Here is a 13,278-nt window from a genome sequence, read left to right on the forward strand (position 1 = left end):
ACCGCGGGTGGGGCATGTGGGCATTGCCCACTTACCCCCAGACGGTAGGTTGACGGTGGAGAGGAGGGCGTGATGACCATGCTTGACGACTTCCGGCCGGTCGCGGAAGTCACCGCGGACGAACGGGCACGCGTTCCGGTGGGCAAGGCGGGTGCGCGCAAGAACGACCGCTACGCCGTCGCGGTGAACAGCGAGGGCGCGATCCTGCTGACTCCGTTGGCCAGCATTCCGAAGCGGGAACTGCTGGTCTGGGAAAACGATGAGCTGAGGGCCTCGTTGTTCCGGGGGCTCGCTGACGCTGCTGAAGCCAAGGCGCGGTCGCTGGACTGGGTCACGGCCGATGCCGACGAAGCGTGACTGCCCCACCGTTCCAGCTGTTGTACACCGCTGAAGCCGAGCAGGTTCTGGTTGATCTGCTTGCCAAAAAGCAGTACAAGGCAAAGCTGAAGAAGGTCCGCAAGGCACTCCGGCTGCTCGCGCAGGCGAGCCCGCGACGTCCTGGCCTGCACTCGCACGACTACAAGTCGATCCCCGGACCCGGTGGCGCCACGCTGTGGGAGTCCTATGTGGAGAACAGGACTCCCTCAGCCTGGCGCATCTGGTGGATCTACGGACCTGACGACGGTCAGATCACCATCGTCACGATCGGCCCGCATCCCTGATCATTGGCGACTACGCGCTGACCGCCGTGTCCGGACTGTGCAACCCGGACGGCAGATCAGCCCGCCTGGTCACGTTCAGCTTCTTGTACACCCGGGTCAGATGCTGCTCCACCGTGCTGATCGTGATGCACAGCTTGCTCGCGATCTGCCGGTTGGTGTGCCCCTGCGCGGCCAGCGCCGCCACCCGCTGCTCGGCGTCGGACAGCGCGGTCACCTTGTCCGCGTCCACCTCCACCGGCGCGGGCGGGGCCTCGGCCTCGACGCCTGCCTGACCCGGCACCAGTTCCTCGCACAACGGCGCCGCCTGGCATTCCCGCGCCAGGTGCCAGGCCCGGCGCAAGGTCATCCGCGCCTGGGTGGAGTCCACCTCGACCTGGGCCTGGCTCAACTCGCCCAGCGCCCTGGCCAGCTGCAACCGGTCGCCGCCCGCCCTGGACAGCTCGACGGCCTCGGTGAGCAGGGCCAGTCGCCGGTGCGGTTCGCTGATCGCGGCCAGCAGCCGCAGCGTGACGCCGCGGATCCGCGGCCGGTTGGTGCAGTCCATCGCGAGCTGCACTTCCAGCAACGCGCGCGCCTCGTGCTGCTTGCCCAGCCGGATCAGCACCTCGGCGGCGTCGCTGCGCCAGGGCACGAACGAGGGCCGGTCCATGCCCCATTCGGCCATCAGCTCCCCGCACAGCCGGAAGTCGCCCAGCGCCGCGTACAACCGGTCCGCGGCCAGGTGGCACCGGCCGCGCGCGGACAGATATTGCAGCCCGAAGGTCGATTCCAGCATGGCGTCCGGGGTGGGCAGGTTGAGCAGTTCCTCGGCCTCGGCCAGCTTGCCCAGCTCGGTCAGCGCCACGATCAGGCACCCCAGGGGACCCCCTACCGCGACCCCCCAGGTGTGCGGGGTGGTGTGCCGCAGCGCGGTGCGGGCGTGCTGTTCGGCGCCGGGCAGATCGCCCTGGCGCAGGGCCAGCGCGGCCCGCACGGAGGCGAACATGGCGTGCCAGCCCGGCGCGTTGCGCTCGGCCGACTCGGCCAGCAGCGCGTCCGCCCAGGGCAGCGCCCGGTCCAGCCGGTCGGCGAAGTAGAGCACCATCAGCGCGGAGACCAGCGCGTCGAAGGTCTTCTCGGACAGCCGGGAGCCCTGCAGCACCTGCTCGGCGTCCATGATCGCGGTCTCCTCCGGACCGACCGCGATCACCTTGCGCAGCGCCAGCCCGGTCTGCAGCCGCGGATCGCGCACCGCGCCGGACTCCGGGGCCAGTTCGGCCGCGGGCAGCTGGGACAGCAGCGGCGGGTGCATGCTGAACATCCACTCGCGGGTGATCGCCAGCTCCAGCGCGGTCTGCTTGTCGGTCTGCCCGACCGTCTCGCTGAGCTGGACCAACGCCTGCGCTGCTTCGGCGTTACGGCCGTGCAGCAGCAGGCAGCGCACCGAGGTCAGCGCGTCCCTGGTGTTCAGCGTGCCCTTGCGCAACGCCTCGGTCAGCTCGGCCAGGTGCCGGGCCACCACCGCCGGGTTCGCCCGCCGGGCCAGCCCGACCAGCATCATCCGGATGGTCGCCCTGGTCTGGTCGTCGGTGCTGCTGCGGTGGGCCAGCTCCAGGCACTCCACCGCGTACTCGACCCGGTCCTCGGTGAGCGCGTGCTCGCCCGCGGTCCACAGCACCTGCACCGCCCACTGCCCGCCGATCCGCCCGGCCGCCAGGAGGTGCTCGGCGATCGGCGGCGGCGGCGCGCCTTCCAGGTGCAGTCGTTCCGCGGCCCGCAGGTGCAGCTCGGCCCGGGAGTCCGGGGACACGTCGGCCAGCACCGCGGCGCCCACCGCGGGGTGGCGGAACCCGCCGCGCCGGGCCAGTCCGGCCTCGACCAGCGTGTCCACGCCCTGAGTCACTGCCTCAGGGGTCAGGTCCAGCAGCCCGCTCAGTGGCTCGGCCTCGGTGCTGCCCAGTACCGCGACGCCCTGCGCCACCCGCAGCAGCAGCGGGTTGCCGCGGTGCAGGCAGGCCAGCACGGCCTGACCGAACGCCTCGCCGACGGACAGTCCGCCGTGCGCCGGCGCGGAATGCTGATCTTCCACCAAAGCCCGTACCAGCAACGGATTCCCGCCGGTCAGCTCATGGCAGTCGGCGGCCAGGTGCGCCGCGCCCGCCAGTTGCTGCTCCAGCATCTCGGCCACTCCGCGCACCGACAGCGGGGTCAGCCGGATCCGCCGGAAGTGCGGTTGCCGCAACAGTTCCGTGCGGAAGGCCGGGTGCGCCGGGCTCGCCCCGGTCAGTTCGGTGAACAGCACCAGCACCCGGTGCGAGCGCAGCCTGCGGGCCAGGTCCACCAGCACCCGCACCGAGGCCACGTCCGCGTGGTCCACATCGTCGACGGTGAGCACCAGCACCGACTCCGCCGACAGCGCCAGCAGGGTGTCGGCCAGGTCGTGCGCGATCCGCGCCTGGACCCGCTCGGTCACCTCGTTGTCCGGTTCGGTGCGGGTCGCGGTGGCCTGGCCCTCGTCCAGCAGGGCCAGCACCCTGGCCAGGGTCTCCGGCGCCAGTGCCGCTCCCCGCAGCAACTGACGCAACACACCCAGTGGCATGTTCCGCTCCGCGCGCGTCCCGGTGGCGGTCAGCACGAGGGCGCCCGCCCCGCGTGCGTGCTCGCCGAAGACGTGCAGCAACTCGGTTTTACCGCTGGCCACCGGTCCCGTGACCATCGCCACCCGGCCGTACGCCGCCGAGGCGTCGGCCAGTAATCGTCGCAGGAAGTCAAGCTGCCCGTCCCGCTCGGCCAAAGCCATGCAGGATTCACCCCATCCCCAGTCCCCAGTGATAGCCCGTTTGGGTGACGGGCTAGTCAGCCGGTACGCGGGACGAGAGCTGCGCCACTCCGCCCACGACCGAAATTCACCATAACAGGCAGTTTCTGCCAGGTTCGACCTTAAGCCCGTGACGTGAATCCCACGCTAAGTCGGCATCGAATATTCGGTACGTCAGGGCCACGTCAAGTGTGTCGGCGGCTGTCAGCTCGGCTGTGCGAAAACCCGGCAGAGCAGGGCGTCCGGGGTCCGCGCCGAACCCACCCGGCCGGTCCAGGCCACCCCGGCCAGGTGCTCGTCGTCGGCGCACTGCCCCTTGTGCCGCCCGTGCGCGAACTCCCCGCCGCCCGTACTGGCCCGGTTGTCGCCCCGATCGAACCAGACCGTCCGGTCCGACCCGCCCAGCGCGCGTCCGGCCGGCGCGCACAGCAGCGCGGAGACCGCCGCGCCGCGCACGCTGTAGCCGATCGCCAGCTGCTGCGGCGGGCACTGGAACTTGGTGTAGCCACCTGCCCAGTCCGCGGTCACGAACCGTTCGTCGGTGACCACCTGGTGCGTGTCCGGTGTCGGCAGGACGCCGCCGGTGTCGGTGCACAGGCCGCGGTTGCCGGTGTGGCTCAGCCCGATCAGCCGCTGCCCGTCCGGGCACACCGCCTTGCGCGCGCCCGAATCCCAGTCCGGCAGCCCGCGCATACGCGCCGACTGCACCAGGTCGCCGTGGTCGATGGCCAGCTGCCGCCATTGCGGCGCAACGGGAACCGGCCCGGTCTTGCCCGCCGCGGCGATCAGCCGCCGCCACGCGGGGGCCCGCCAGTCGTCGCCGTCGTCGAGGAACATCCGCCGCCCGGAGGCGTCCCAGTGCGCGAGGGCCCAGCCGTTGCCGCGCCGGTTCTCATGCCAGCCGACCAGCGGCCAGTAGGCGAAGTCCGCGTCTGCCTTGATCATCTCGTCTACGAAGTTCTCGAACCAGGCCCGTGGTTTGGCCCCGTTCTCCTCGCGTCCGCCCACGCCGAACTCGCTGATCCACACCGGCGCGGTGAAGTGCTGTCCCTGCTCGGTGACGAAGAATGCCTGCCGCCGCAGCACCTCGGCGAGTTCGGCCCGGCTCAGATCCTGGTACCTCGGGTCGCTGGTCTCGCCGATCCCGGTGGCGCCACTGTGATTCGGCCCGGTGTAGCCGTAGAAGTGCGCCGCGTACACCAACTTCCCGGACCGCACCAGGGTGTTGGACAGCAGCCGCATGGGTTCCAGCGTCGGCCGCCCGTGCGGGAACCCGTTGACCGGGATGCCGAACCAGTTGATCCCCTCGATCACGATCAGCAGATCCGGGTTGGCCTCGCTGAGGATCCGGTCCCCGGCCCGCTGCGCCGCGGCGTGCCAGTCCCGCGGATCGCCCAGTCCCCAGTTCGGATCGTCGAGGATGTTGCGCCGCACCTCGTTGTAGAGGTCCGCGCCCACCACCCGGGAGTTGGACCGGTAGCGGCGCGCCATGAACAGCCAGTCCTCCTCCCACTGCTGCGCCGTCTGCGCGGTGTTCCAGCGCTCGTTGCCGTCCACGCCGCAGCACCAGCGGGCGGTCGCGGTGTGATTGTTGAGGAACACGGCGAACTTCGCCGTGGTCAGCGCGGTCACCACTGCGTCATAGATCTGCAATGGGGTCTTCCCGCGCAACTCAGGGTTGGCCGCCACCGCCCGGTCGGGCACCGGCGCGCTCTCCCGGATCATCTGATTGGCGAAGGGCAGCCGGATGCTGTTGAGCCCCAACGCCTGGAAGCTGCCGATCAGCTCGGCCAGCGGCGCCCGGTCCAGCCCGAGCGGGATGCCCGAACTCATCTCACCGGCGTGGTGATTGGCCGGATCGTTGATGTCCCCGCTGCCGTTCCAGGTGCCGCTGGCGCCGTGCCAGTTCCCGGACCGCAGCCGGAAGCGGTTTCCGTCGGCGTCCACGATGTAGCGTCCGCGGGTGCTCAACGGCCCGCGCCACTCCTCGGCAACCGGTTTCCCGGCCGCTGGAACTGTCAGCAGCGAGGCCAGAACTGCCGCCACCACAAGTGCCGAACTGGGCAGATGCCACTTCATACGGTCATGGTGGCGATGCACACAGTGGCCGCGGAACCGACGAACGGTGGCCAGGTGTATGAATGAGTCTGGGGTGGGGACCCGCGCGAACGAGGGACTTGTGGTGATCTTCTGGGACCGGGTCGACAGCACGATCATCGGATACTGCGGGGCTGACCAGGTTGAATGGCTACGCCAGCGGCTGACCGAGTTCGCCGCCCTGATCGACTGGCGGACCGCCCAGTACACCACCGACTACCCCCTCGGCGCCGAACTCGGACTGCCCCTGCCCGCCGGCCCCAGCGGTGAGCCCGCCCTGGAGTTCCTGCTCCGGATGAACCTGGACGAGGACCTGCCCGAGGAAGCCAGACTGCTGTGGGAGCCCGATTTCCTGGCCTGGCTGCGCGAGGGCGTCGACCACGCCGTGCGGGTGCTGCCCGCCGACGGCTCGCCGATCGTGCTGCACGACAACCCGGAGACGTTGCGGCACTGGAACGCCGTGCTGTTCAACCTCCGGGTGGCCTACGCGGTGACCTGGGTCCCCGAGGTCCTGCTGCACGACGAACTGCCCGAGCCACCCGCCGACCTGCGCCCCCGCTACGACCACGCCCGCTGGCTCTGGGAAGCCGTGCACAGCCTCGCCAACTTCGCCGACGCCTAACCCGAGTGTTGGCCGTTCTCGTACACCGAGTTGGCCAAACTCGTACGCCACGTTGGCCCAAGTGGTACGCCGGGTTGGCCCAAGTCGTACGCGGTCAGTCCCGGCAGGTCAGCGGTAGGAGTTGATCAGCCGCTGCATGTGCCGACCGGCCGTCTCCAGTGGCTGCACATCCTGTTTCACCTGCGCTGACACCTCGGCCCCGCTCAACGCGTGCAGCACCGTGCCCGCCAGCTCGCGCGCGAGTCCCTCCGCGAACCCGTTCGACTTCAGCTTCTCGAAAATGATGCTTTCCCAATGGGCGAAGGTCTCGACACAGGCCTGCTGGATCTCCGGTATTTGCCCGGCGGTCTCCAGTGCGGTCGCGGTGACCGGGCAGCCCTCGGCCCAGCCGGTGTCCCGCAGGTAGACGCCGGTCTCCGCGGCCGCCTGGTAGACCGCCTCACCCGGATCCGGGTGCTTGGCCAGGATCGCGGTCAGCATCTCGGCGAACTCGGCGTCCGCGTGCCGGATCGCGGCCACCGCCAGTTCCTGCTTCCCGCCGGGGAAGAAGTGGTACACCGAGCCCAGCGTCGCACTCGCCTCGGTGGCGATCTGCTTGATGCCGGTGGCCGCGTAGCCCTGCCGCTGCATCAGCTTGGACGTGGTGTGCACGATCCGGTCCCGGGTGCCCAGTGCCTCAGTCACCAGCCCAGCTTACTAAGTAGAGCGTTCGTTCTAGTCTGTGCTACGGTCGCGTCACTAAGTAGAACGTTCGTTTTAGAGAGGGGTACACCTGTGGGGAAGGCAGTGACGATCATCGGACTCGGGCCGATGGGGCAGGCGATGGCCGCGACCTACCTGGACCGCGGCTACCAGGTGACCGTCTGGAACCGCACCGCGAGCAAGGCGGACGCGCTGGTGGCCAAGGGCGCGGTGCGCGCGGAGACGGTGGCCGAGGCACTGGGCGCCGGCGGGCCGATCATCCTCATCCTCACCGACGTCGAGATCATGTACACGATCCTGGAGCCCGCGGTCGCCGCGCTCAAGGGACGCACCCTGGTCAACCTCAGCTCGGACACCCCGGCGCGCTCGCGTACGGCGGCCGAGTGGGCCATCGGCCACGGCGCGGACTACCTCAGCGGCGGCGTGCAGGTCCCGCCCACCATGATCGGCTCCCCGGAGTCGGGCACCTATTACAGCGGCCCACGCGCGGTCTTCGAGACGCACCGGGAAACCCTGGAGGTCATCACCAGTGCTGACCACCGGGGCGAGGACCAGGGTCTGGCCGCGCTGTACTACCAGCTCGGCATGACCATCTTCTGGACGAACAACCTCGCCTACCTCCAGGCATTGGCGATGGCCGAGGCCAACGGCATCAGCGCGGCGGAGTTCCTGCCCTACGCGCAGCGGTCCGTCGCGATCGCGACCATGTTCATGCCGGAGACCGCCGAGGAGGTCGACACCAGCACGTACCCGGGCGAGTTCGCCAACATGCTGATGAACTCGGCCAGCACCGACCACGTGCTGCACACCGCGGCCGAGTCCGGAGTGGACACCACGCTGCCGGCCGCGGTGGCGGACGTCTTCCGCCGGACGGTGGCGGCGGGCCACGGCAAGGTGGGCTTCTCCAGCACCTTCGAGGTGCTACGCAAGCCGCGCGCCTAGTCGTACCGGGGGCTGCCCGGCGTACGCCTGGCAGATGACGCCCGAATCCACCTCGCTGTGGACTCGGGCGTACCCCCGGGCTGCCTAGCGTTGGCCGCGACGACAAGCGGAACGACTAGGGAGTGCACATGCGCATCACGCTAGAGGTCTTCGGATGGATCGCCCTGGTCAATGGGGTGGGTTCGCTGCTGAACCGGATGATGAACGGCCAGGACTGGGGCTTCCTGATGCGCCCGCTGGCCGAGTACCAGCCCGGTGCCGCCATCGCGTGCGCGGTCGCCGGGGTGGCCCTGCTGGCCATCAGTTTTTCGATGAAGGGCGCGGAAAAGGAACGCGCACGCGGTTAGTCGGCGGCGCTGAATTTCTTTCTCCTGAGTGGAGACGCCCATCAGTGACCTCGACCGTGACTGGGCTGTGTGCGAACCCGCCTGCATTGTTCGGCAAACCCGGATTCGCCAGTCCCACGATCACCTGACTAAGGCAGTAAACCCGCCGCGCGGGCCGCGAGCACGGCCTCGGCCCGATCGCTCACTTTGAGCTTGCCGAACAGCCGCTGCAAATAGGTCTTCACCGTCGGCTCGGTCACCGAAAGCCGCTGTGCGATTTCCGGCGTCCGATTCCCGGTGGCGACCAGCCGCAGCACCTGCAGCTCCCGCGCGGACAGCCGCGGCGTGCCCCCGCCGTCCTGGACCCGCGCCACCAGCTGGGGCAGCAGATCGGCGGAGATCGGCGTGCCACCCGTGCACGCGCCGCGCACCGCGCTGACCAGGTACTCGCTGCTGGAGGACTTCAGGATGAACCCCCGCGCCCCCGCTTCCAGGGCTCTGACCACCTGGTTACGCGCATTGGAGAAGACCAGCAGTGGCACGTCCGGCAGGGTCCGCGCCGCCCGCCGGATGACCTCGACCCCATCCCCACCCGGCCCCTCGGCCGCCACCTCGACCAGCAACACATCCGGCGCCTCGGCAGTCAGCCCGCCCAGGGCCTGCTCCCAGCCATCGGCCCAGCCGACCAGGTCGATATCCGCCTGATTCCGGAACACCGCGCGCAATCCCTCGGCCACGATCGGCTGCGGATCCACGAGGAAGACCCGGAACTCCGGAGAATGGGTATTCGGCGCTTGGCTGGCCGCTAAGGTGCTGTTCATCGCGTTCCCGGGGGTCGAATGGGACGAATGACAACTGCTGTCATCCGGTGCGGACTACAAGGGCTGTCGTCTTGGCGGCGGACATTTCTTTGTGTTCCGATCACGCGTGCTATTTTGTTTTCGCTTTTTCTGGGTGGAGCGCGCTGCTTCGTGCAGATTTTCCTGAGTGTATCACGATTGTTGAATTACTTAGTAGATGCTTCAAACTTTTAATTCCGCGTAATATAGACCCCCGCTTGAGCGATGTCTACCGCCCCTCCACCCGCTTCCGCCAGTTGGTGAGGTTGTGGCGGGTGATGAGAGTGTCGGGGTGGTCTGGCCCGAGGACGCGGGTGCGGTCGGCCAATACTGCTTCGTACTCGGTGATTGCGGTGGTGGGATCGCCTGCTTGGCCGCGCCAGTCAGCGAGGTTGTGGCGGGTCACGAGGGTGTTGGGGTGGTCTGGTCCGAGGACGCGAAGTACGTCAACGAGTAGTGCTTGAAGTTCGGATGTTGCAGTGGCCGGGTCGCCTGCTTCACCGCGAAAGTTGGCGAGGTTGTGGTGGGTGGTGAGTGTCTCGATGTGGTCTGATCCGAGGATGCGGGTGCGATCAGTAAGTACTGCTTGGAGTTCAGCGATCGCGGTGATGGGATCTCCTGCGCGGCAGTGCCAGATGGCGAGGTTGTGGCGGGTAGTGAGTGTCTCCCGGTGGTCTGGTCCGAGGACGCGAAGTACGTCAACGAGTAGTGCTTGAAGTTCGGATGTTGCAGTGGCCGGGTCGCCTGCTTCACCGCGAAAGTTGGCGAGGTTGTGGTGGGTGGTGAGTGTCTCGATGTGGTCTGATCCGAGGATGCGGGTGCGATCAGCAAGTACTGCTTGGAGTTCAGCGATCGCGGTGATGGGATCTCCTGCTTCATCGCGCCATATGGCGATGCTATGGCGGACACTGAGTGTGTCGGGATGGTCTGATCCGAGCTGTCTCTCAACAGCGGTCCGCAACTGCTCGAAGTAGGCAACGGCCTCGGTAGCTCGTCCCCACTCGCCGAGACTGTCGCCTGCTTGGAAAAGAACGACATGGCCTTCTGATTCCCAGAGGTGAGGCTCGGCGATGGCGTGCAGTGCCATGGTGTTCGCGCGAAGCACCTGGGACTGCGTGGTGTCCGTCTCGATCTCCGGCCACATCTCGGCCAGGGAGTCCGCTGCGCACTGGGCGAGTGACTTCAGCTGAGCGTCGAACAGGCTGTCGCGGGTTGTCCGTTGCACCAGTGCGTGCACCCGGACCGCTCGATGTGGCTTCCGGGCATCGTGGTTGATCAGACTCAGTCGATGCAGGCAGCCCAGCGCATCCCGTGCCCCGGCCGCGGTCACCGGGTGTTCCACGACCTTCGCCAGATACTCCCGAACCGCCTCGCTCACAAAGACATCGCCGGGAATCCCGTTCGGATCCAGCATGCTTGCCAGCTCTAGCAAGGGCTTCGCGAGTCCCGCCGGGTTGAGGTCGTTCGCCAGCTGCACTGACAACGACCAGGTGCGCGCCACCGGTTCCCGATGATCCTCCGGCAGGCAGTCCTGCTCTGGAGCCAGTGACTCCAGCGAGTTTCCCTGGTCCGCCAAGCGTTCCCGGTACTCGGCACAGGTGATGTCCCGATCCAGCACGTAGGCCGCCGCCTGAGCCAACGCCAGCGGCAGGTGCCCCAGATCGTTCGCCAGATACTCCGCCTCTGCCAACAGATGCGGGTGATCGGCGAGCTTGAACTCCAGGAATGCCAACGATTCCACCGGGCTGAACGTGTCGACGTCGACCACCCGCCGGTTCTTCCCGCGCATCACCGAGTCCCGGCGCCGAGTCGTCACCACCACCTGCCCGACCGAAGTCGTCGGCGGCCACAGATCCCGAAGATCCGCCGGAGACTGCACATCGTCGAGCACAACCAGCCAACGCCCGGTCATCGTCGCCAGGTAAGCCAGGAACCGCTTCGCCGGCGCCTCAGGATCCGGCGACTGGTAACCGGTCAAGTCCGCGATGATCGTTGCGTACTCCGCAAGGATCGCCTGCCGCGAAGTAGCAGTGATCCACACCAGCAGATCCACATCCCCAGCCACCGACTCCGCATAATTCGCCGCCAGCTGGGTCTTCCCCACCCCACCCAGTCCGGCCAACACACTCGTCCCACCAGCCGACCCCGTGAGCACCGCCGCCGCCCCCGCGGCCACCGTCGCCGCCAGTTCCTCCGCGACCGCCCGCTCCTGAAAGCAGTCCACCCGCGAAGGCACCACCCCGTACCGCCGCGGCCCACCCGCCTGCTGCGGGACCTGGTTGTAGTGCACGCCGCCATAGATGGCCCCCGCCTGCACGCCTTCCAGCCGCTCGGCCGAGTTGTGCGTGTCCGAACCCATCCCCGAATGATCCCGCACGCTCCGTGTCTACCCAGTCACAGCCCCATACCGCTCCGCTTCTCTAGATGTCCATGACAACTTCAGTGTCGAGTGAAATCACGCCGTTAACACCGAAACCTGCTGCAAGCGTCACAGTCACCGAGCGTTGTCTGGAGAGGAACAAGATCAGGGGAGACGACCGTCACTCTGGGTGGTTATGGTTACTGAAGGTAGCAATCTTGTCCCCGAATTAGGGACCTAAACGCACCCGCTTGGCTCAATCTTGTTTCGGGTAATTGTGCTTCTCGGCCCAATTTATTTACTGATAGTTGGCCTATGTGTGCGCCGTCTCTTGTCCACCGGTGGGCGCTAGTCCGTCTGGCGGTATTGACGCAGGGGGGTCGTGTTGCATTGTTACCGCTGTTCTGCGTTTGATCTGCCTTCGGGAGTCGCGGCCCGATGAGTCATGTCACCGATGAGGGGTCTGTCGTTCCATGTCGTCATACCGCGACGCCTGCGTGGCACAAGTCACTGTTGAGGCCGAGTGGCTGTCCCGCACCCTGTCCACCCTGGTCCGCAAGCACCAGGTTCCTGGCGCCCAGCTCGCTGTGCACGTCAACGGCGAGACCATCACCGCCGAGGCCGGCGAGCTGCGCTACGGCGGCGGCACACCGGTAACCCGGGACACCGCCTTCCCGATCGGCTCGGTCACCAAGGCCGCCACCGCCGCACTGGCGATGCTGCTGGTCGCGGACGACGATCTTGAGCTGGACTCGGACGTCACCGAGCACCTCCCTGAACTCGGCGCGCCGCTGACGCTGCGCCAGTTGCTCAGCCACACCAGCGGGCTGGCCTCCGGGCCGGACTCGGCGGTTGCTGCCACGATGTCCCTGCGCCGCTTCGTCTCCGAGCACTGCCGCACCCCGGAACTGGTGCTGCCTGCCGGCGCGGGCTTCTCCTACTCCAACCTCGGTTACGCCGTCGTCGGGCGGCTGATCGAAGAGGTCACCGGCATGACCTGGTGGGAGGCGATCGAGTCGATCCTGTTCCGCCCGTTGGGTATCCGGCCCGCGTTTGTGGTCGCGCCCAACCCGCTGACCTCGGTGAACGTCGCCAGTGGACACGCGGTCAACACCTCGCACGGACGCACCCGCCCGGTCCTGCAGTCCCTCGCGCTGGGCGAGGCCCCGGCCGGGGCACTCGCGATCAGCGCCGCGGACCTGCTGCGTTTTGGTCTGCTGCAACTGGATCCGGCCGAGTCCGGACTGCCCGAACTGCTCCCGGCCGAACTGGCCGAGGAGATGCGCCGCATCCAGCCGGGCGCGGACCCGATCGGCCTGGCCGACGGGTGGGGGCTCGGGTTCGGCGTCTTCCGCACCGGGGTGCAGCAGTGGGTCGGGCACGACGGCAACGCCGACGGCACCGACGCGCACCTGCGGGTCAACGCCGACAGCGGCCAGGCCATCGCCTTCACCAGCAACGGCAACACCGGCATCGGCCTGTGGGCGGAACTCGTTGACGAGCTGGCCGCGGCCGGGATCGAGGTCGGCAGCTACCGGCTGGACGTGCCGGGGCAGCGCACCACGGTGCCGCCGGAGATCTTCGGCAGCTATCACAACGGCGACACCGAGTACACCGTCACCCCGGCCGAGGACGCCACGCTGCGCCTGGCCATCGACGGCGAGATCGTCGCCCGGCTCACCCCGCACGAAGGGCTCATGTTCGCCCAACAGGACTGGGAATCGGGACAACTCGTCCATCCCGGCCGTTTTCTTCGCGACCCGGTCACCGGTGTGCTGGACCGAATTCAGGTTTCCGGCCGACTGGCCCGGCGCACGGTCGGCAGCGGACGCTGTTAGCAGCGGGAACTGACCCGCTTCAACGCCGTTCCGACTAGCTCCTGCATACGCCGTCTGCTGGCGTGGTTTTTGCCGCGCCTGAAAGGTTTTGAGT

11 protein-coding genes are annotated in these 13,278 nt (G+C 67.9%); 6 read left to right on the forward strand and 5 right to left on the reverse strand.

Features of this window, described 5'->3' with window-relative positions; all coding sequences use genetic code 11:
• Positions 1 to 72: 72 nt before the first annotated feature.
• Together MZC64_RS22155 and MZC64_RS22160 are read left to right on the forward strand one after the other, a co-directional pair.
• On the forward strand, positions 73 to 357 hold the full coding sequence (locus MZC64_RS22155; RefSeq protein WP_247758464.1) for a hypothetical protein: 285 nt from the start codon (positions 73 to 75) through the stop codon (positions 355 to 357).
• Positions 358 to 377: 20 nt separating this feature from the next.
• A complete protein-coding gene (locus tag MZC64_RS22160) occupies positions 378 to 662 on the forward strand; it encodes a hypothetical protein (RefSeq protein ID WP_247758463.1) in 285 nt (94 codons plus the stop codon).
• A gap of 10 nt (positions 663 to 672) precedes the next feature.
• Here the strand turns inward: MZC64_RS22160 and MZC64_RS47945 are convergent, their stop codons facing one another.
• Together MZC64_RS47945 and MZC64_RS22175 are read right to left on the reverse strand one after the other, a co-directional pair.
• Positions 673 to 3,441 (reverse strand): LuxR family transcriptional regulator, encoded by a 2,769-nt coding sequence (locus MZC64_RS47945; RefSeq protein WP_282105653.1) that lies wholly within the window; start codon positions 3,439 to 3,441, stop codon positions 673 to 675.
• A gap of 222 nt (positions 3,442 to 3,663) precedes the next feature.
• Positions 3,664 to 5,430 (reverse strand): cellulase family glycosylhydrolase, encoded by a 1,767-nt coding sequence (locus MZC64_RS22175; protein WP_308301054.1) that lies wholly within the window; start codon positions 5,428 to 5,430, stop codon positions 3,664 to 3,666.
• Between the two features lie 211 nt (positions 5,431 to 5,641).
• Between MZC64_RS22175 and MZC64_RS22180 the strand changes: the two genes are divergently transcribed.
• Positions 5,642 to 6,178, forward strand: a complete 537-nt coding sequence (locus tag MZC64_RS22180; RefSeq protein WP_247758462.1) for a hypothetical protein — start codon at positions 5,642 to 5,644, stop codon at positions 6,176 to 6,178.
• Positions 6,179 to 6,286: 108 nt separating this feature from the next.
• On the opposite strand, the gene MZC64_RS22185 is transcribed toward MZC64_RS22180, so the two are convergent.
• Positions 6,287 to 6,862: a TetR/AcrR family transcriptional regulator gene (locus MZC64_RS22185; protein ID WP_247758461.1), complete on the reverse strand. Its 576-nt coding sequence runs from the start codon at positions 6,860 to 6,862 to the stop codon at positions 6,287 to 6,289.
• 102 nt (positions 6,863 to 6,964) lie between these two features.
• Between MZC64_RS22185 and MZC64_RS22190 the strand changes: the two genes are divergently transcribed.
• The gene (locus tag MZC64_RS22190; protein WP_247758460.1) at positions 6,965 to 7,822 is read left to right on the forward strand and encodes an NAD(P)-binding domain-containing protein; all 858 of its coding nucleotides are present in this window, start codon (positions 6,965 to 6,967) and stop codon (positions 7,820 to 7,822) included.
• 128 nt (positions 7,823 to 7,950) lie between these two features.
• Entirely contained in the window at positions 7,951 to 8,169 is a 219-nt protein-coding gene (locus MZC64_RS22195; RefSeq protein WP_247758459.1) for a hypothetical protein, read from the forward strand.
• Between the two features lie 128 nt (positions 8,170 to 8,297).
• Here MZC64_RS22195 and MZC64_RS22200 read toward each other — a convergent pair whose 3' ends face one another.
• Entirely contained in the window at positions 8,298 to 8,969 is a 672-nt protein-coding gene (locus MZC64_RS22200) for a response regulator transcription factor (protein WP_247758458.1), read from the reverse strand.
• Positions 8,970 to 9,216: 247 nt separating this feature from the next.
• Positions 9,217 to 11,346, reverse strand: a complete 2,130-nt coding sequence (locus MZC64_RS22205) for a tetratricopeptide repeat protein (RefSeq protein ID WP_247758457.1) — start codon at positions 11,344 to 11,346, stop codon at positions 9,217 to 9,219.
• 473 nt (positions 11,347 to 11,819) lie between these two features.
• On the opposite strand from MZC64_RS22205, the gene MZC64_RS22210 reads away from it, so the two are divergent.
• A complete protein-coding gene (locus MZC64_RS22210) occupies positions 11,820 to 13,184 on the forward strand; it encodes a serine hydrolase (RefSeq protein WP_247758456.1) in 1,365 nt (454 codons plus the stop codon).
• Positions 13,185 to 13,278 lie beyond the last annotated feature (94 nt).

It is taken from the genome of Crossiella sp. S99.2 (assembly GCF_023094165.1).
Lineage (GTDB): Bacteria > Actinomycetota > Actinomycetes > Mycobacteriales > Pseudonocardiaceae > Crossiella.